Below are 16,089 nucleotides of genomic sequence, written 5' to 3' on the forward strand. Positions count from 1 at the left end.
GGGGGGCACTCACGCGGCCAGCCGCCTTGCGCGACCGGCGCCATGCCGCGGCGCAGACCGTTTGGCCGCTTTACCGCCCGCCCAGGGGACGCCCCCGGCAATCGTCACGCGCGTGCCGAGCGTCTTTTCGATCGCGCAGAGGTCCGCCATTTCGTCGGCGGCGCAGAAGGCAATCGCCTGGCCCGAACGCCCGGCGCGCCCGGTGCGGCCGATGCGATGGACATAATTCTCCGGCACATTCGGCAGATCATAGTTGTAGACATGGCCCACGCCCGGAATGTCGATCCCGCGCGCGGCAACATCGGTTGCCACGAGCACCCGCACCGAGCCCGTCCGGAACGCCGAAAGCGCGCGGTCGCGCTGGCCCTGGCTCTTGTTGCCATGGATCGATGCCGCGGAAAAACCGGCGTTGGAGAGCTGCTGCATCAGCCGTTCCGCGCCATGCTTGGTGCGCGAAAACACCAGCGCCCGGTCCTCGCGATGCGCGCCAAGCAGGTCGATCAGCAGATCCTGCTTGGCGTCAGAGGCGACGAAATGCACCGAATGGCTGACCTTGTCGGCCAGCTTGCCGGGCTTCGAGACCTCGATCTGCACCGGATCGTTGAGGAAACTGCGCGAAAGATCGGCCATCGTCTTCGGCATGGTGGCCGAGAACATCATGGTCTGGCGCGCGCTTCCGAGGCGTGCCGCGATACGGCGCAGGGCATGGATGAAGCCGATATCCAGCATCTGATCGGCTTCGTCGAGCACGAGAAACCGGGTCTGGCCAAGGTCGATCGCCTGACGGTCGATCAGATCCATCAGCCGGCCCGGGGTGGCGACGAGAATGTCGGTGCCGCGCGACAGCGCCTGCGCCTGCGCATTGATCGACTTGCCGCCGACCACGAGCGTGATGCGCAGATCGGAGGTCAGGCCTTGCAGGCTCTGCACGATCTGGCTGGCCAGTTCCCGGGTCGGAGCCAACACCAGCCCGCGTGCCGTGCGCGGTTCGGCGCGGTCTTGCTGTCTGGAGAGCGCCATCACCAGCGGGAGTCCGAAAGCCGCAGTCTTGCCGGTGCCGGTCTGGGCGATCCCCATCACGTCGCGACCCTGAAGCGCGGGCGGGATCGCCTGTTGCTGGATCGGGGTGGGCTGCGTGAGGCCGCGGGCTTCAAGCCGCGCGACCATGCGGGCATTCAGCCCGAGGTCCTGGAAAGTCATCTTGATCCTTGTCCGGACCTTGCGTCCGGTGTCGCCGAAGGGCGCTCTTGCGCCGGTCCGGCCGGGATGCAGCCGGGCGAACACTCCGGCACCGCATTGCACCTGGAGCCGCCTCGTCTGGCGCCCCCCCCTCGTGAAATGGGAAAACGGTGCGTCAGGGCCGGGGGCGGGACAAACCCGCCTGCTCACGCGGCAAGCAATGACACATACCTGAGATAGGGGGGCGCGCGGAAATTTCAAGGTCTGAGCGCGCATTTGCCTTGCAACGCCTGAAGAGCATTCCGGGGGTCGGGCCGAAAGCCGGGCGTCAGCGAAACAGTCTTTGCAGCCGGGGGCGCAGGCGCAGGAAGCGGCGATAGGCGGCCTCGAACGCCGGGGCGAGCGGCGGCCACCCGGCCATAAGGCCAAGCGGGCGCAGGATCGGAACTGCCCGCCACATCGCCCCAAAGGCGGCCGCGCCCGAAAGCAGGCGGCCGTTTTCCTCGGCGTGAAACCGGGCGAGCAACTCGGCGCGGTCGATCGGGCAGGGGGCGTCAGGGCTGTGCAGATCGACGAAGCGGATCGCGCCGCGCCGGTCGAGCCGCCGCATCAGCGCGATCTCGCGCGCGCAGAGCGGACAGCCGCTGTCGAACCAGACCGTCAGAGAAGGTGCCATGCCGGATCTCGCTTTGCCAGAGGGATCGATTGAGACATGGGGCGGGTCTCGCGGCAGTCAAGCCCGGTGCGAGTGTCGCCTACCGCTTCCCCCTCAACCCGCAGCTTCGCGGCCGATCCAGTCGCAGAAGGTGCGGGCTTTTTTCGGCGCCTCCTCGCGGCGCAGGGCCACATATGAAAGCCCTGAAGGTAGAAAGCCGAAGGGCGCGATCAGCCGCCCGGCGGCAAGATCGTCGGCCACATGCGGCTCGGGGGAGATTGCGACGCCCAGCCCGGCACATGCGGCCTCGAGCAGGAAGTAGAAATGCTCGTAGGGCGCACCGCCCTCGAGCGTCGGGCAACCGCTGCGGGCGCACCAATCGGCCCAGGCATTTGGCCTTGTGCGGGCCCAAAGGCGCGGCGCGCGGGCAAGGTCGGCGGGGGCGCGCAGGGCCAACCTCTCGGCCAGGGCGGGCGCGAGCACCGGGCCGAACCGCTCGGCAAAGAGCGGGGTGACATGGGTGCCCTCGGGCAGGTCGTGGTCGGTCACCCGGATTGCCACATCGTAGCGGCCCCTGCCGAAGTCGCAGGGCGCATCGGATTGCGAGAGCCGTACTTCGACGCCGGGATGGGTGTCCGTGAACCGGCCGAGCCGCGGGATCAGCCAGCGCAGGGTGAAGGTGCCAAGGCAGGAGACGTCGAGCACGCCCGCCGCATCGTCGCGCAGCGCCGCCACGCCCGCCTCGATCTCGCGAAAGCCGCGGGTGAGGCGCTCGGCCAGCGCGGCGCCCGCCGGGGTCGGCACCAGACCGCTGCGGGTGCGGGTGATGAGCGGCGCGCCGAAGATCTCCTCAAGAAGCCGCACCTGTCGGCTGATCGCACCATGGGTCACGCCCAGTTCCTCGGCGGCGCGGGTCATCCGGCCGTGGCGGATCGCGGCCTCGAAGGCGCGCAGGGCGGTGAGCGGCGGCAGGAACACGGGCGGGGCCGACAGGCTGTGAGATTTTCTCACAGAAGCCCGGCCAAGACATCGTTTGTCAAGAGGCATATGCGGGGGCAGGGTGCGTGCATGTCACATCTCTCCGCGCCCCCGCCTGTCTGCGAAACGCCCCCGACGTGCCATCCGGCGCAGCTTGGGCCATTCGGCACCTTGCGCCTGTTGCGGCGCCTCGCGCTCTGGCAGCGCCGCGCCCGCAGCCGCGCGCGCCTGGCCCGGCTTGGGGCAGAGGCGCTCGACGACATCGGGCTGAGCGAGGCCGACCGCCGCGCCGAATGCGGGCTGTGGTTCTGGCAGGGCAAGGATCGGTGAGAGGCGCGACCGGTGACGATCGCATCGGGAGGCTTGATCAGACCGTTCAGGCGAAGAAACTTTGCGGGCGTGACGCAGGCTGTCCTAGGTCGTGTTGACAAAACGGATTCCCCTCCGCGGTCGGCAGTGATTCAAGATCCTCTCTACGTGGGAGGTGACCTTGGCACGCAACCTGATGTCCGACGACGAATGGGCATTCTTTGAGGGCTTCATCCGGGCCGTCCGGCATCCGAACGGGCGCAAGCCTGCGGACCATCGGCTTGTTCTGGATGGCATTTTCTGGATCGCGCGGACCGGTGCGCCGTGGCGGGACCTGCCGGAGGAGTTTGGCAAGTGGTCATCTGTCTACCGGCAGTTCCGGCGCTGGACGCTCGCCGGGCTGTAGGAGAATGTCCTGGATGGCTTGAACCACGCGGGGCTGGCGCCCGACAAGCTCCAGATGGTCGACAGCACTGTGATCCGCGCCCATCATCATGCGGCGGGCGCAAAAGGGGGACTCCGAAAGAAGCTTTTGGCCGTTCAAGGGGTGGGTTCTCGACCAAGATCCACCTTCGCGTCAACAGTGCCGACCTTCCGATGAGAACCGAAATCACGCCGGGGCAGGAGTCCGACTACACCGGATACGATCTGGTGATGGCAGACAACCTGCCACAGCCCGCCGTTCTGGTCGCTGACAGGGGCTATGACTCTGATAAAGCTCGGGAAGACATCGAGCGCCGCAACGCGCTGCCCATGATCCCAATGCGAAAGAACCGCAAGGTGCGCAAGGCGGTCGAGATGACGATCTATACGCTGCGCAACATGGCCGAGCGCTGCTTCAACAAGTTGAAAAACAGCCGTCGCCTGGCAACCCGTTACGACAAAACCGCAGACAGTTTCCTCGGCTTCATAGACATCGCCTGCATCAGGCTCTGGCTCCGCCATTTGTCAACATGACCTAAGAACCTGCGTTTCATGCCGAGACCACGCATCATCAGGTATCGCGCGGCAAGTATGGGCCAGGCGATGCTATTGCCAGCAGGCGGCTCGACCGCCGGCAAGCGCGGAGATGCGCAGTCGAGTTTGCGGCATTGCCGCCGCAGAAATTGGGAATGACGGTCGTTCATCACCGCACCAATCCCGCTCAGGGTCGTGACTGTGACGCTGACGCCATTCCCGGGTCAGCGTCGGCGCACCGAATTCCCGCCTGCAAGGATGCTGTTGATCAGCTTCGCCACGGCAGCGTGCATCTCTGCCTTGCCATCGTCGGGGGGCGTTTCATGCGTTGCAGCGGCATCCCGCAAGATCCCGACGATCTCTGCTTCCGGCAGGATCTTGTGATCGTTGAGGGCCAGAAGCAGGGATTCGCAGATCGTCAGCGCGGCAGTTCCGGCAATATCATCTTGGTCAGACATGGTGGGCTTCGCTTTCATTGGGGAGACACACGGCCAGAACCTGGTCTGCACGGGCCGACTCTAGGCTCATTTCGCGTCGCAAGACTGATCCAGAGCAGCGCGGCAAAGCTCTATTCCTGATATGAGTCCCGACAGATGTACCGCTGCCGATCCGTCAGGAAGGACCCCGAGATGTCGATCCTTCAAAGCCCGCTCACCCGCAAGCTTTCGGTCTTTGTTGCGCTTTCCGATCGTGATCTGGCCACGCTCGAACGGTTCCACCGACGGCGGCGGACCTTCCAATGCGGACATGAGATGATCCACGAAGGGCAGATGAACGCCTCCGCCTTCATTCTGGCCAAGGGCTGGGCCTGTTCGTTCAAGATGCTGCCCGACGGCGACCGGCAGATCGTCGATTTTCAGGTGCCGGGCGATTTTCTGGGCCTGCGCAGCATCCTGTTCCGCACCTCCGACCATTCGATCGAGGCGGTGACGCAGATCGAGGCCTCCGAGGTCATCGCCACCGACATTCTTGACGCCTTTGCCGATGCACCACGTCTGGCAACGGCGGTGCTTTGGGCCGCCTCGCGCGACGAGGCGATGGTGGTCGAGCATCTGGTCGATCTTGGGCGACGCAACGCCGAGGAGCGCACGGCGCATTTCCTGCTGGAACTCGGGGCGCGGCTGATGCTGGTGGGGGTTGGCGACCGCTCCGGCTTCGATTGCCCGCTGACGCAATATCATCTGGCCGATGCGCTGGGGCTGAGCGCGGTGCATGTCAACCGCGTGCTGCGGCATCTGCGCGAACAGGGGCTGATCACCTTTCAGAAAGGCCGCGTGCTGTTCGACGATTTCGACCGGCTACGGGCGCTGGCGCGTTTCGACACCGGCTATCTCGACCATGAGGGGCCGCTGCTGCACTGAGCCGCCCGTGCAAGCACATGGGCGGCGGAATCGAGCCGCCGATTGCATTCGCCCTCCCACCCCCTGCGCTGCGCTTCTTCGGCGGCCCGAATGTGCCCTTCGGCGGTTTCCCTCGCGCTGCCCGCCGGGGCGGCCGCGCAACGCGCGCGGATGGCGCGTATCTTTTCGTCGGTGCTGGAAAAACGCGGTCTGCGCGCCATGGGATGTCCTTTCGCGGACGGGCCGGAGCCTGACGGTTCAAGACAGCCTAGCCTTTCGGGCCGACGGTCAAACTGATCGAGATCGGCCTGGCGGGTCATTGCCACAACACCGTCGCTTTCAGGCGCTGATTTCGATCAGCCTGGCATGGGGGTCGAGCTGGTAGTCTTGACCGGACAACAGGGAGAAGGGCCATGCACGGATTTGTCGGACAGATTGACCGCCTCACAAAAGACAACGACGCCTTCCGCCGCGTCCTGTTCGGATCGGCGCAGATGGACCTGATGCTGTTTGCGCTGCGCCGCAAGGACAGCCTTGGCGCCGGGGACGGCTCAGCACGCGATCAGTTCCTGCGCATCGTCACCGGCAAGGGGCGGATGACGATCGGCGCGACCAGCTTTCGGGTGAGGGCGAAGGATGCGATCCTGATCCCGGCAGGCATGGGCTTCACACTTCACAACATCGGTCGCAAGCGATTGCGTTTCCATGCCTTGCAGGCACATGGCGGCGCAGCCCATGCGGCGCCCGACGGCGGCCGCGCCGCCGCGGCGCGCGCCAGCTCCGACCGCGCAAGTCAGGACATGGTTTCGGAAGGGGCGCCCGCGGATCTCTCCACGCCATGACCCGTCTTGCCGCCGTCACCGCCCTTGCGCTCCGCCTTGGGGCAGACCCGGACCGGATTGGGGGGCCGGTACATTTGCGCCAATACGGCCGCATCAATCTGGGACTGCCGAACGATGCCTGGCTTTCCTTCACCGCCGAGGAAATCCTGTCCGTCACCGCCTGCGCCTTTTCCTGGCGGGCGCGACTTGGCCCGGCCCATGCCATCGTGATGCACGACAGTCTTGATGCTGGCAAACCGGGTCAATTCGGCGTCCGCGCCTTCGGTCGCCTGCCCATTCCCTTCGCCCCCCGTCCGCAGGCGCTGCCACGCAGCCAAAGGCTGCGCTATCTGACCGAATTGCCGCTCGCCCCCGACGCGATGCTGCACAATCGCACCCTGCGCTGGGACGAGATCGACGAGAGCCATCTGCGCGTCGCCACGGGGCTTGGCGTCGAGACGATCGAGGCGACTTTCACGCTTGGTGCGGATGGCCGCGTCGCGAGCGTCTTTCTGCCCGATCCCTGGAATTTTCCGCGGCGCCGGGACGCTGCAGCGGGCTGGTTCGGCAGCTATGCGGATTACGACCTCATCCGCGGCCGCTGGATCCCGTTTCACACCGATGTCCGTCGCAGGCTCGCCGATCGCAACATCGGCCTTTGGGTCGCGACCCTCGTCGACTGGCAGATGGCGGGCGACGGTGTCGTGCCGCCGCGCCATTCGGTTCCCCGAATGGGGCCGCCAGCCGACGCAGCACCCCACCCTTTGCAAGGAGCAACCCCATGATTTCCGATCACGCTCTGAGACTGCAAGTCCTTGACGAACTGGCCTGGGAGCCAATGGTGAACGCCGACAGCATCGGCGTTACCGTTCACGATGGGGTGGTGACGCTCTCCGGTCATCTCGAGAGCTACTGGCAAAAACGGGCGGCAGAAACCGCGATTGCGGGGCTGCGCGGGGTCCGCGCGATTGCCGATTGCATCGAGGTGCGCCTGCCCGATCAGGTGCAGCACAACGACGACGAGATCGCCGCCGCGGTTGCGGATCGTCTCGACTGGGTCGGCGCGATTCCGCGCGGCGCAGTCAAGGTGCTGGTCGAAGATGGTTTCGTCACGCTCACTGGCATGGTCACGCATCAGTATCAGCGCGAGGCGGCCTTTCGCGCGGTCGATCCGCTTTGGGGCGTGCGCGGGGTCGCCAATCAAATCACGATCCGGGGCGCCCAACGCGAGATCGGCAGGACTGACCGCGTGCGCGAAGACATCCGTCGTGCGCTCGAACGCAAGGGTGTGCCCGCGGAGTCCCTGGCCGTCGAGGAGCAGGACGGAACCGTGACCCTCTCGGGCACGACAAGGTCGCTGCACGAACACGACATTGCCGTGGCTGCTGCCTGGGCGGCGCATGGCACAACGATGGTCGAGGACAAGATCCGCATCGATTGAGGGCGCTGCGCAGTATGGCAGGTGGAGCGGAACCCCAGGGCTGGGGGTCCGCTTCTCCATGTTCAGGTGTCGTGCGGCTTGGCAAGCAGGAAGGATATGTCGCGCAAGGCGCGGCGGATCAGCTTTTGCTGACGTACCTGCTGACCCGGAAAGGTCAGGGCAAATTGCTCGACCAGATAGCGCAACCGCTCGGCCGCCTCGGGCCAGGTCTTCGCCGGTCCCAAAAGAAGCAGGGCATCGACGCCATCGCGCGGCCGGGCGGCGCCTCTCTCTGCGTCCGATCTGCCACAGATCGCCCGCCGCACGAGGACCGCAAAACGGTCCTCCGGCGCGCGCCGATCATCGAGCGTGACCACCTTGAGCGTGGCCGTGCAAGGCACCGGATCCGGTGCGCAAGGCTGAAACGGCGCAGCGGTTGCGGGACGATCCAGATTGTCAGGGGGCAATTCGCCTGTCATCACGCCCCCCGGTTCCGCAGAGCCGCGATGCAGCCTGTCGCCACGGCGCGGTCGAAGCCTTCCGCCAGTGCGCCCGGCAGCCAGCCGGTCTCGAACATGATTTCGAGCTGTGCAAGGGGCGCGCCCTGACGCAATGCGACCAGCTTGGCTTCCCGCTCCGGGTCGGTCCTCGCCCGATCGACACATAGCGGAACCAAGGCCCGCACCACCTCCGCCTCGGCCGCATGCTGCACGCCGGAGCGGATTTCCCACTCTGCCCAGACGAACCCCGTCACCGTCGTCAGAAGAACTCCGGCGAACGCACCAACGGCACCGGGCAGGGTCCACTCCGGTTTCAGCATGATGTTTCCTTTCACGAAAGCGACGTCCGGGATCGAAACGGCGCACAAGCGGGAACGGGACGACACCCGCCCTTCAGGGCACGGGTCGGTCAGATCCCCTGCGATCACATGCACCTCTGCAAGATAGCTCAACCCTGCGCATATGATGCTGATCCGGGTTAGCATGCCCGCTTCCCGGCACCACGATCGGTTCCCGATTGTGCCTGCCGGACCAACATGGATCAGTATCCCTGACCCCAGGCCGTGGCAAAGTCTCTCAGCCAGAACCGGGCGCCGTCCGGGGAGGGCGCCGGAGCGGGAGAGGGCGATGTCCATTCGCCCCTGATCGGGGCTGCAGCCGGGGCTTGGTTCTGTGCCACCATCTTTTCCGCTTGCCGTAATGCCGCCCATCGCAGTGCCTCGCGGCACGTTCACCAAAGGATACGGTCATGCCCGAACTCATCGTCATCGGCTATGAAACGCCAGCGGCGGCCGAGGCCGCCCGCGCCGAAGTCCTTGGCATGGCCAAGGAATACCTTGTCGACGTGACCGATGCCGTGGTCGCCACCGTGGATGACGACGGCCGCATCCGGCTTGCCCAGATGGTCGATCTCTGGGCGGTGGGGGCGACCGGCGGGGCGTTCTGGGGGCCTTTGGCGGGTATCCTGTTCTTCAATCCGCTGATTGGGCTGTTCATCGGCGCGGCGGCCGGGGCCGTCTCGGGGGCCCTGAGCGACTACGGGATCGATGATGCCTTCATGCGCAAGGTTTCGGCGATGCTGAAACCGGGACATGCGGCGCTGTTCTTGCTGCTGAAGGCCCCGGCTTCGGAGCGGATGGTGACGCGGCTCGGCGCGAAGGGGGGCAACATCCTGCGCACCAACCTTGACCCCGCGGCAGAGGTCGCCCTGCGCGAGGCTTTCGCGACGGCGCGCGACGGGCTCGGCAAATCCTTGCAAGAAGCTGACCGTGCGTGACGAAACGCAGCCTGCGCCGGCGGCCCCCCCGCCCGGCGCGGGGTGTTGCCACGTCTGCGGACGCGCGCTGCCCGCAACCGAGCTGCAACCCTTCCTCTCGGTCCGCCCGGGGCTTTCGGCGCTGATCGAGGCCGAGGCCCCGGGGCTGGGCCGAGGGCGGCCAGATCTGCCGCACTGACATCGCCCGGTTTCGCCGTCTCTATGTCGAGCGGATGCTTGAAGACGAGCGTGGCGAACTGGGCGCGCTCGACCGGGCGGTGCTTGACAGCCTGGAAACCGGCCGCACGCTGAGCCGCCATCTCGACGCCGACATGGCCGAAGGGTTGACCTTCGGCGAGCGCATGGCCGATGCTGTGGCCCGTTTCGGCGGCAGCTGGCCATTCATCTCTATCTTTCTGGGGCTGCTCGTGCTCTGGATAGGGCTCAACGTCAGCGCGCTGCTGCAGCGGCCGCCCTTCGACCCCTATCCGTTCATCCTGCTCAATCTGCTCTTGTCCTGCATCGCGGCCCTGCAGGCACCGATCATCATGATGAGCCAGCGGCGGCAGGAAACCAAGGACCGGCTGCGCGGCGAGAACGATTACCGGGTGAACCTGAAGGCCGAACTCGAAATCCGGCAATTGCACGAAAAGATCGACCATCAGTTGGCGCATCAATGGCAGCGGCTGGTCGAGATGCAGCAGATCCAGATCGAATTGCTCGAGGAGCGTCGCAGATGAACCAATACGCCCGTCATGAAAGACCGGATTTCACCCCTGCGCTGCGCCTTGCGCTGGAGTGCCATTTTCAGTTCGAGCTCCCCAGTCCGACGCCAATGATCGCGCGGCTCTGGACGCACCAGAGCAGGCTTTCCGACCTGGAAACCCCGGACCAGTTGCGCACTGATCCGCCGGTGCCGCTGCAGGCGTTTCACGACGAATTCGGCAACTTCTGCAGCCGCCTCGTCGCCCCGGCCGGATGCTTCGGGATCGAGATCGCCGCGGTAGTGCGCGATTCCGGCCAGCCTGATCCGCCACACCCGGATTACGCGGGCACCCCGGTCGAGGACCTGCCCGAGACGGTTCTGGGCTATCTTCTAGGCTCGCGCTATTGCGACACTGATCTGATGGCGCCAATCGCCTGGTCGCGTTTCGGCACCCGTCGCAGCGGACAGGCGCTGGTACAGGAGATTTGCGACTACGTGCAGGCGCAGATCCGCTTCGATTACGTGCAAGCGCGCGCCACCCGCACCGCCTCACAGGCCCATGCCGAAGGCGTGGGGGTATGCCGCGACTATGCACATCTGGCGATCACGCTGTGCCGCTGCATGAATGTCCCGGCGCGCTACTGTACCGGCTATCTGACTGAAATCGGCAGCCCCACCCCCGAAGCGCCGGGCGATTTCGCCGCCTGGATCGAGGTCTGGCTCGAGGGCGGCTGGCGGCTCTTCGACCCGCGCAACAATGTCCCGCGGATCGGCCGGGTGCTGGTGGCGCGCGGGCGAGACGCGGCCGATGTGGCGATGATCCACAGTTTCGGCCTGCACAGGCTGACCAACTTTCGCGTCCGCGCCGAACCGTTGGCATGAACTGCAAAGACTGGCCGGGCATCCGCTCCGGCCCAACCGGCCCGCGTGGGCCAAAGAGGGAGAGATTCAATGCCCAAGGGCAAGAGCCATTCGAACCGCGAAGCGAAGAAGCCGAAGCAACCGAAGAAACCGGCGGCAGCGAAACAGGCCGATCTGTTCACCAAGGGCGTGCAGCCCGGCATGGGCGAGAAGAAGAAGCCCTGAGCCCCCGATCCCGGCCGAAAGGACACAGAATGCCCGGCCCGGATGACCACACCGCGCGGTTTCAAAAGGTGAAGCCCGCGGCGATGACGGTCTTTGAGCGCATCGATGCGGCAGCGCGCGAAATCATCGCCGAGCAAAACCGCAAGCGCGCCGATCTGACGCTTCGGCTGCGCCTTGCCCGGCTGGCCCGGGATGCGGCGGAAAAACCGGCAAAACTGCCGCGAAATCCCCCCTGAGCGCACCGCGTTCACGGATGCGTTCGCGGCTGGCGGTTGGTTCAGCAGCGCGGCCGCACGCAAGGCTCCCGAAGATCATGGAATTCTGGACGCGGCATCGGGGTCTCACCCTTGACAAGCCCCAACCGGTCCAAGAGCAGCGCCCTCGCACGAGAGACGCGGGCGCGCACCGCCTCGGGCGACAGGCGGATGGTTTCGGCGGTTTCGCGATGCGTGAACCCCAAGGCACCAACCAGCACGAGCACGCGCCGGTGCGGCGCTGAAAGCTGCCGAAAGGCGTCCAGAAATTCTTCCAGCGCCAGCACCCCGTCATGCGCGGGCAGCGCCACCGCGGTTGTCAACCCCAGTTGTCGCATCACGACCGTCTCGCGCAAAGCCCTGTGCCGATTGGAATAATGGATGTTGCGCTCGATCGTGAAAAGCCAGGCGCGCAGGTTGGTCCCGGGCTGGAAGCGGTCGAAATGAAGAACGGCGCGCAACATCGTATCTTGCACGAGATCGTCGGCCCTGTCGGGATCGCGGGTCAAGGACAGTGCGAAGCGGCGCAAAGCGGCCATGTGCTCGCCGATCCGGGCTGAAGGCACCGGGGGACTTTGATCATTCATCGCGAAATCCGTTCGGCGGGCCATGCTCCGTCCGATCCTGCGCGGGGCTCTCGATCCGGCTCTCCACGATCGCCCGCATGCGCTGGATGAATGCCTCGGTCTCGGCCTTCTCGAGACGGCGCGCCGCCGCGATCGCAGCCCGGCTCCGGTCGATGCCGATGCCGGTCCGGGGGGCAAGCCCTTGCCGCTCGGGGCGGATCTGGTCCAGTCTGGTCGCGGGATCGCTCATCCGGGTCGCCTTTCGGGTTGGGACGTGCATCGGCCTGCCTGCGGCAACGACCGACCCGACGCGCGCCATGCGGACCAACGGGAGACGCTGATCCACAAGGGCGTTTCGGTCCGGCCGTCACCGCACGACCGCCCGGAGCCAAGGGGGCCGCAATCTTGCGATCACGGGCAGGAACGGGCGATACGCACAATCGTAACGACTGCGCAAACCACGGCCATTACCCATGTTAGCGCCATAGATCAGTTTCAGGATCAAACGGAGCGTCGCCCGAAGCGCCCACTGCCAGAGAGTGCATTCCCCTGCGTCAGGCTGTCATCGCGCCTTGAGGCAAACCTGCATCAGCATGCGACTCGGGGGGATGGGTCAGGGTGTTGCATGGCAATCGAATAGCCGCTTGCCATCGCCTCTGCCCAAAGCTCTGCAGACTGCCCTGCGCGACGGATAATTCCATCACCTCGCACAGATCGACGCAGCCTGTTGCCGCGGCAGACCGCACAAGGACGAAACCGATGAATCTCAACACCATGGCGTCGAACGCCGAACGCATGAAAACCGTCAAGGCCGCCTGGGACAAGGCGCCCGACGGCCCGAAGAAAGAGGCGGCGCTGACGCATTACCAGGCCGCCGAAAAGGCGCAGACCGCCAAGGATGATGCCGCCGTCGGCAAGGCGCTTGACGCCGCCGTGGCCGCGCTGGCCTGATCCGACAGGTGCCGCCCCGGTTTCGGCCGGGGTGGCGCAGTCGTTCGACGACCGGGGGCCCTTGGCCCCCTTTTCGCTGTCAGCCGGTCAACTTGCCTTCGCCCACCACGATCCGGCGCGGACAGCTGGCGGCGATCGTCTCGTCATGGGTCGAGATCAGGAAGGTCGTGCCCTCGTCGCGGTTGATCTCGCCGATCAGTTCCATCACCTGCAGCGCCGAGGCGCGATCGAGATTGCCGGTGGGCTCGTCCGCCAGCACCAGTTCGGGCGCGTTCATCAGGGCCCGCGCCACCGCCACGCGCTGCTTTTGCCCGCCCGAGAGCGTGGCGGTGGGAAACTGGATCCGCGCCGCAAGCCCCATCCTGTCCAGCAGATCCGCCCCGCGCGCCCGCGCGGCGGCTGTTTCGCGCCCGGCCCGGATCGCGGCGGGAAAGACCACGTTTTCGAGCGCGGTGAAATCGGGCAGCAGGTTGTGGAACTGAAACACGAAGCCGATATGGCGGTTGCGGAATTCGGTCAGCGCGGCATCGCTGGCCCGGGTCAGATCGACGCCCAGCATCTCATGTCGGCCCGAAGTGGGCTGCATCAACGTGCCAAGGATCGTCAGCAGCGTGCTCTTGCCCGAGCCCGAGGGGCCGATCAGCGCCGCCCGCTCGCCGCGCTCGAGCGTCAGGTTGGCGCCGCGCAGCACCCGGGTTTCGGCCTCTCCGGTGCCGAAAGTCTTGACCAGATCGGTGACGGTCACAAGGCTCATTGGCCGATCGCCGTGACCGGATCGAGCCGCGCCGCCGCCCGCGCGGGCAGGATCGCGGCGGCGATGGCGCAGAGCACCGTAAGCGTGATTGCCAGCCCATAGGCGCCCTGCGTGATGTCCATCGGCAGCGTGCCGGGACGAAAATTCTCGCGCGTCGGGAAGGCCAGAAGCACCCCATAGCCGGTGGCCGCGCCCAAAAGCCCGCCCATCGCGCCGATCAGCCCGCCCTGCAGCACGAAGACGCCAACGACGAAGCGCCGCGACGCGCCCATCGCCCGCATGATCCCGATCTCGGGGCGGCGGCGATAGGTCGACAGCAGCAACGACGAGGCGACGCCGATGATGATGGTGATCATCGCGAAGCTTTTCAGGAAATAGCCGGTCTGCTTTTGCGCTTTCAGCGCTTCAAGCAGCCGCGCCCCCTCGCGCGTCCAGGACACGGCGGGCAGGCCGGTCAGGCCGCGCAGGCGCGCGGCGCTGGCATCGGCGGCATAAAGGTCGAACAGCTTGATCTCGATCCGGCTCAGCCCCTGCGGCAGCGCCATCAGGCTGCGGGCCGTGGCCAGGCTGACATAGGCCATGCGCCGGTCGGCCCCGCCCGCGCCGATTTCGTAGATCCCGCCCAGCGTCAGCCGCATCGTGCCCCCGTGGCTCGATTGCAGCACGACGCTTTGGTTGAGCGAGAGGCCCAGATCCTCGACCAGCCCCTTGCCCAGAACCACCACACCGGCACCTAGCCGCACCGATCCCGCAACCCGGTAGCGCTCCAGATCCAGAATCGCACTTTCCCGCCCCGGCTCCAGCCCGACGATCGAGACCTGCGCCTCCTGTCCGCCCCGGCGCAAGACGCCCGACCCGATGATCTGCGGCGAGACCGCCTTGACCTCGGGCAGGGCTTCGATCAGCGGCAAGAAGTTTTCCGCCGCGCGCAGGGTGGCAGTTTCGCGCGTCGCCTGTTCGACCCAAAGCACCCGGCCCGGCGGCACCGCAAGCCGGGCCGGGATGCGTGCCTCGGCTTCGATCGTGACATGCGCCATGTCGCCCGCCGTGCGCGCCAGAATGAACTCGGCCAGCCCCCCGATCAGCGCCGACATGAAGATGAAGACGAAAACGCCGGCCGCCACCCCCACCACCAGAAGCGCCGTCTGCGCCTTCGAGGCGCTCAGATACCGCGCCGCGATCTTGATGGCATACAACATCACTTGCCCTCCTCGCGCAGGAATTGCCCGTCGTGCAGGCCGGTGCTGTCGGTGATCACCCTGTCTCCGGGCGCCAGCCCCGCGGTGACGATCAGCCGTTCGGCGGGCCAGTCGATCACGCTGACCGGAGTTGCGACCGCGCGCCCCGCGCGCAGCACGAAGACCGCCCCGCCTGCCAGAGCCGTGCGCGGCACCGTCAATGCGCTGCGGCTGTCGATCACCACATTCGCGGTGACGGTCAGCCCGACCGGGGCGCGGATCGGCGCATCGAAACCGATCTTCACCGCAAGCCCGCCCGTGTCCGGGTCCACCCTTGGCGCGACGGTCTCGACCGTCCCCATCCGGGTCTCGGCGCTGCCAAGCAAGAGCAGTCGCACCCGCTGCCCCGGCGCGATCTGCAACGCGTAGGTTTCGTCCACATCAGTCTCGACGCGCAACCGCGACAGATCTGCCAGAGTGTAGAGCGTCGTCGTGGCATCGACGCGTTGACCCGGATCGACGGCCCGCGTTAGCACCGTGCCCGCGCGCGAGGCGCGGATCGTGTAATCGTCCAGCGAGATCCGGGCTTGATCGCGCAGGGCTTCGCATCGTGCGACCTCCTGCGCCGCGCCCTCGAGGCTGCGGCGGGCATCGTCCAATGTCACCCGCGGCACCTGCGCGCCCAGATCGCGGTTGCGCCCGAACTCGGCCGCCGCCTGCGCCTGAAGGATCATCGCTTGCGCCAGCGCCGCCTCGGCCTGCCGCAGCACAGCCGCCTGGTGCCGGTCGTCAAGCGTCGCCAGGACGGCGCCCGCCTGCACCACGTCGCCCGCCTCGGCATTCAGGCTCAACGCGACGGCGCCGACCGCCGCACGGATTGCCACCGACTCACGCGGGGCGATCTTGCCGTTCACCGCCAGAACCCGCGTCACCAGCCCGGGCGTCATCGTCTCGACCGTCCCCACTGGCGGACGCGCGGCGCGCAGCTGCCACCAAAGCGCAAGCCCGACGCAGAGCGCCGCCGCCAGCGCCAAAGCGCCGAGACGGTGCCATCGGGGCCGGTCAGGAGGAGAAGGGACGTGGTTGGGCATCGGGCGGACCTTGCGGCGGATTGCCCGCAGTCTAGCGCTCCCGACCGGAGCCGGGCTGACCTGGATCAGTGACGACGGGGGTGGAAAAT

General features: G+C 66.6%; 23 protein-coding genes and 1 pseudogene. 13 read left to right on the forward strand and 11 right to left on the reverse strand.

Features of this window, described 5'->3' with window-relative positions; genetic code table 11:
* Positions 1-9: 9 nt before the first annotated feature.
* From ACTTAI_RS08300 to ACTTAI_RS08310, 3 genes are all read right to left on the reverse strand, one after another.
* Positions 10-1,200: a DEAD/DEAH box helicase gene (locus ACTTAI_RS08300; RefSeq protein ID WP_444455266.1), complete on the reverse strand. Its 1,191-nt coding sequence runs from the start codon at positions 1,198-1,200 to the stop codon at positions 10-12.
* Positions 1,201-1,507: 307 nt separating this feature from the next.
* Positions 1,508-1,855: a thiol-disulfide oxidoreductase DCC family protein gene (locus tag ACTTAI_RS08305; RefSeq protein ID WP_444455267.1), complete on the reverse strand. Its 348-nt coding sequence runs from the start codon at positions 1,853-1,855 to the stop codon at positions 1,508-1,510.
* 93 nt (positions 1,856-1,948) lie between these two features.
* Positions 1,949-2,812 (reverse strand): LysR substrate-binding domain-containing protein, encoded by an 864-nt coding sequence (locus ACTTAI_RS08310; protein ID WP_444455268.1) that lies wholly within the window; start codon positions 2,810-2,812, stop codon positions 1,949-1,951.
* A gap of 90 nt (positions 2,813-2,902) precedes the next feature.
* Between ACTTAI_RS08310 and ACTTAI_RS08315 the strand changes: the two genes are divergently transcribed.
* Together ACTTAI_RS08315 and ACTTAI_RS08320 are read left to right on the forward strand one after the other, a co-directional pair.
* Entirely contained in the window at positions 2,903-3,142 is a 240-nt protein-coding gene (locus ACTTAI_RS08315) for a DUF1127 domain-containing protein (protein WP_444455269.1), read from the forward strand.
* Between the two features lie 154 nt (positions 3,143-3,296).
* Positions 3,297-4,078, forward strand: a pseudogene (locus ACTTAI_RS08320) (IS5 family transposase).
* Between the two features lie 224 nt (positions 4,079-4,302).
* Here ACTTAI_RS08320 and ACTTAI_RS08325 read toward each other — a convergent pair.
* Entirely contained in the window at positions 4,303-4,536 is a 234-nt protein-coding gene (locus tag ACTTAI_RS08325; RefSeq protein WP_444455270.1) for a hypothetical protein, read from the reverse strand.
* A 171-nt stretch (positions 4,537-4,707) separates the two neighbouring features.
* On the opposite strand from ACTTAI_RS08325, the gene ACTTAI_RS08330 reads away from it, so the two are divergent.
* The 4 genes from ACTTAI_RS08330 to ACTTAI_RS08345 all read left to right on the forward strand — a co-directional run bounded on the left by ACTTAI_RS08330 (position 4,708) and on the right by ACTTAI_RS08345 (position 7,680).
* Positions 4,708-5,439, forward strand: coding sequence for a Crp/Fnr family transcriptional regulator (locus ACTTAI_RS08330; protein ID WP_444455271.1), 732 nt, complete (start codon positions 4,708-4,710; stop codon positions 5,437-5,439).
* A gap of 392 nt (positions 5,440-5,831) precedes the next feature.
* The gene (locus ACTTAI_RS08335; protein ID WP_444455272.1) at positions 5,832-6,260 is read left to right on the forward strand and encodes a hypothetical protein; all 429 of its coding nucleotides are present in this window, start codon (positions 5,832-5,834) and stop codon (positions 6,258-6,260) included.
* Positions 6,257-7,024 (forward strand): DUF6544 family protein, encoded by a 768-nt coding sequence (locus tag ACTTAI_RS08340; RefSeq protein ID WP_444455273.1) that lies wholly within the window; start codon positions 6,257-6,259, stop codon positions 7,022-7,024. The genes ACTTAI_RS08335 and ACTTAI_RS08340 overlap by 4 nt, the downstream gene beginning before the upstream one ends.
* Positions 7,021-7,680: a BON domain-containing protein gene (locus tag ACTTAI_RS08345; protein ID WP_444455274.1), complete on the forward strand. Its 660-nt coding sequence runs from the start codon at positions 7,021-7,023 to the stop codon at positions 7,678-7,680. Before ACTTAI_RS08340 ends, ACTTAI_RS08345 begins: the two co-directional genes overlap by 4 nt.
* Before the next feature lie 62 nt (positions 7,681-7,742).
* Here ACTTAI_RS08345 and ACTTAI_RS08350 read toward each other — a convergent pair whose 3' ends face one another.
* A complete protein-coding gene (locus tag ACTTAI_RS08350) occupies positions 7,743-8,138 on the reverse strand; it encodes a hypothetical protein (protein WP_444455275.1) in 396 nt (131 codons plus the stop codon).
* A complete protein-coding gene (locus ACTTAI_RS08355) occupies positions 8,138-8,479 on the reverse strand; it encodes a hypothetical protein (protein WP_444455276.1) in 342 nt (113 codons plus the stop codon). The genes ACTTAI_RS08350 and ACTTAI_RS08355 overlap by 1 nt, the downstream gene beginning before the upstream one ends.
* 428 nt (positions 8,480-8,907) lie before the next feature.
* Between ACTTAI_RS08355 and ACTTAI_RS08360 the strand changes: the two genes are divergently transcribed.
* From ACTTAI_RS08360 to ACTTAI_RS08385, 6 genes are all read left to right on the forward strand, one after another.
* Entirely contained in the window at positions 8,908-9,435 is a 528-nt protein-coding gene (locus tag ACTTAI_RS08360; protein WP_444455277.1) for a DUF1269 domain-containing protein, read from the forward strand.
* Positions 9,428-9,613 carry a hypothetical protein gene (locus ACTTAI_RS08365; RefSeq protein WP_444455278.1) on the forward strand — a complete coding sequence of 62 codons (186 nt, stop codon included), beginning with the start codon at positions 9,428-9,430 and terminating at the stop codon, positions 9,611-9,613. Before ACTTAI_RS08360 ends, ACTTAI_RS08365 begins: the two co-directional genes overlap by 8 nt.
* A 34-nt stretch (positions 9,614-9,647) precedes the next feature.
* Positions 9,648-10,154: a DUF1003 domain-containing protein gene (locus tag ACTTAI_RS08370; protein ID WP_444455279.1), complete on the forward strand. Its 507-nt coding sequence runs from the start codon at positions 9,648-9,650 to the stop codon at positions 10,152-10,154.
* Entirely contained in the window at positions 10,151-11,002 is an 852-nt protein-coding gene (locus tag ACTTAI_RS08375) for a transglutaminase-like domain-containing protein (protein WP_444455280.1), read from the forward strand. Before ACTTAI_RS08370 ends, ACTTAI_RS08375 begins: the two co-directional genes overlap by 4 nt.
* A gap of 69 nt (positions 11,003-11,071) precedes the next feature.
* Positions 11,072-11,206 carry a hypothetical protein gene (locus ACTTAI_RS08380; RefSeq protein ID WP_023917139.1) on the forward strand — a complete coding sequence of 45 codons (135 nt, stop codon included), beginning with the start codon at positions 11,072-11,074 and terminating at the stop codon, positions 11,204-11,206.
* Between the two features lie 29 nt (positions 11,207-11,235).
* Positions 11,236-11,442, forward strand: coding sequence for a hypothetical protein (locus ACTTAI_RS08385; RefSeq protein ID WP_444455281.1), 207 nt, complete (start codon positions 11,236-11,238; stop codon positions 11,440-11,442).
* Positions 11,443-11,483: 41 nt separating this feature from the next.
* Here the strand turns inward: ACTTAI_RS08385 and ACTTAI_RS08390 are convergent, their stop codons facing one another.
* Both ACTTAI_RS08390 and ACTTAI_RS08395 read right to left on the reverse strand, forming a co-directional pair.
* Positions 11,484-12,047 (reverse strand): sigma-70 family RNA polymerase sigma factor, encoded by a 564-nt coding sequence (locus ACTTAI_RS08390; RefSeq protein ID WP_444455282.1) that lies wholly within the window; start codon positions 12,045-12,047, stop codon positions 11,484-11,486.
* The gene (locus tag ACTTAI_RS08395) at positions 12,040-12,276 is read right to left on the reverse strand and encodes a hypothetical protein (protein ID WP_444455283.1); all 237 of its coding nucleotides are present in this window, start codon (positions 12,274-12,276) and stop codon (positions 12,040-12,042) included. Before ACTTAI_RS08395 ends, ACTTAI_RS08390 begins: the two co-directional genes overlap by 8 nt.
* Positions 12,277-12,785: 509 nt before the next feature.
* Here ACTTAI_RS08395 and ACTTAI_RS08400 point away from each other — a divergent pair.
* On the forward strand, positions 12,786-12,977 hold the full coding sequence (locus ACTTAI_RS08400; RefSeq protein ID WP_111396024.1) for a hypothetical protein: 192 nt from the start codon (positions 12,786-12,788) through the stop codon (positions 12,975-12,977).
* Between the two features lie 79 nt (positions 12,978-13,056).
* On the opposite strand, the gene ACTTAI_RS08405 is transcribed toward ACTTAI_RS08400, so the two are convergent.
* Genes ACTTAI_RS08405 through ACTTAI_RS08415 form a run of 3 tightly spaced genes read right to left on the reverse strand, consistent with a single transcriptional unit; the run spans position 13,057 to position 16,000 of the window.
* Positions 13,057-13,731: an ABC transporter ATP-binding protein gene (locus ACTTAI_RS08405; protein ID WP_444455284.1), complete on the reverse strand. Its 675-nt coding sequence runs from the start codon at positions 13,729-13,731 to the stop codon at positions 13,057-13,059.
* Complete coding sequence (locus ACTTAI_RS08410) at positions 13,728-14,930, reverse strand: ABC transporter permease (protein ID WP_444455285.1); 1,203 nt, start codon at positions 14,928-14,930, stop codon at positions 13,728-13,730. Before ACTTAI_RS08410 ends, ACTTAI_RS08405 begins: the two co-directional genes overlap by 4 nt.
* Complete coding sequence (locus ACTTAI_RS08415) at positions 14,930-16,000, reverse strand: efflux RND transporter periplasmic adaptor subunit (protein WP_444455286.1); 1,071 nt, start codon at positions 15,998-16,000, stop codon at positions 14,930-14,932. The genes ACTTAI_RS08410 and ACTTAI_RS08415 overlap by 1 nt, the downstream gene beginning before the upstream one ends.
* Positions 16,001-16,089: the final 89 nt, after the last annotated feature.

Origin of the sequence: Rhodobacter capsulatus, assembly GCF_052363175.1 — a bacterium.
Lineage (GTDB): Bacteria > Pseudomonadota > Alphaproteobacteria > Rhodobacterales > Rhodobacteraceae > Rhodobacter > Rhodobacter capsulatus_D.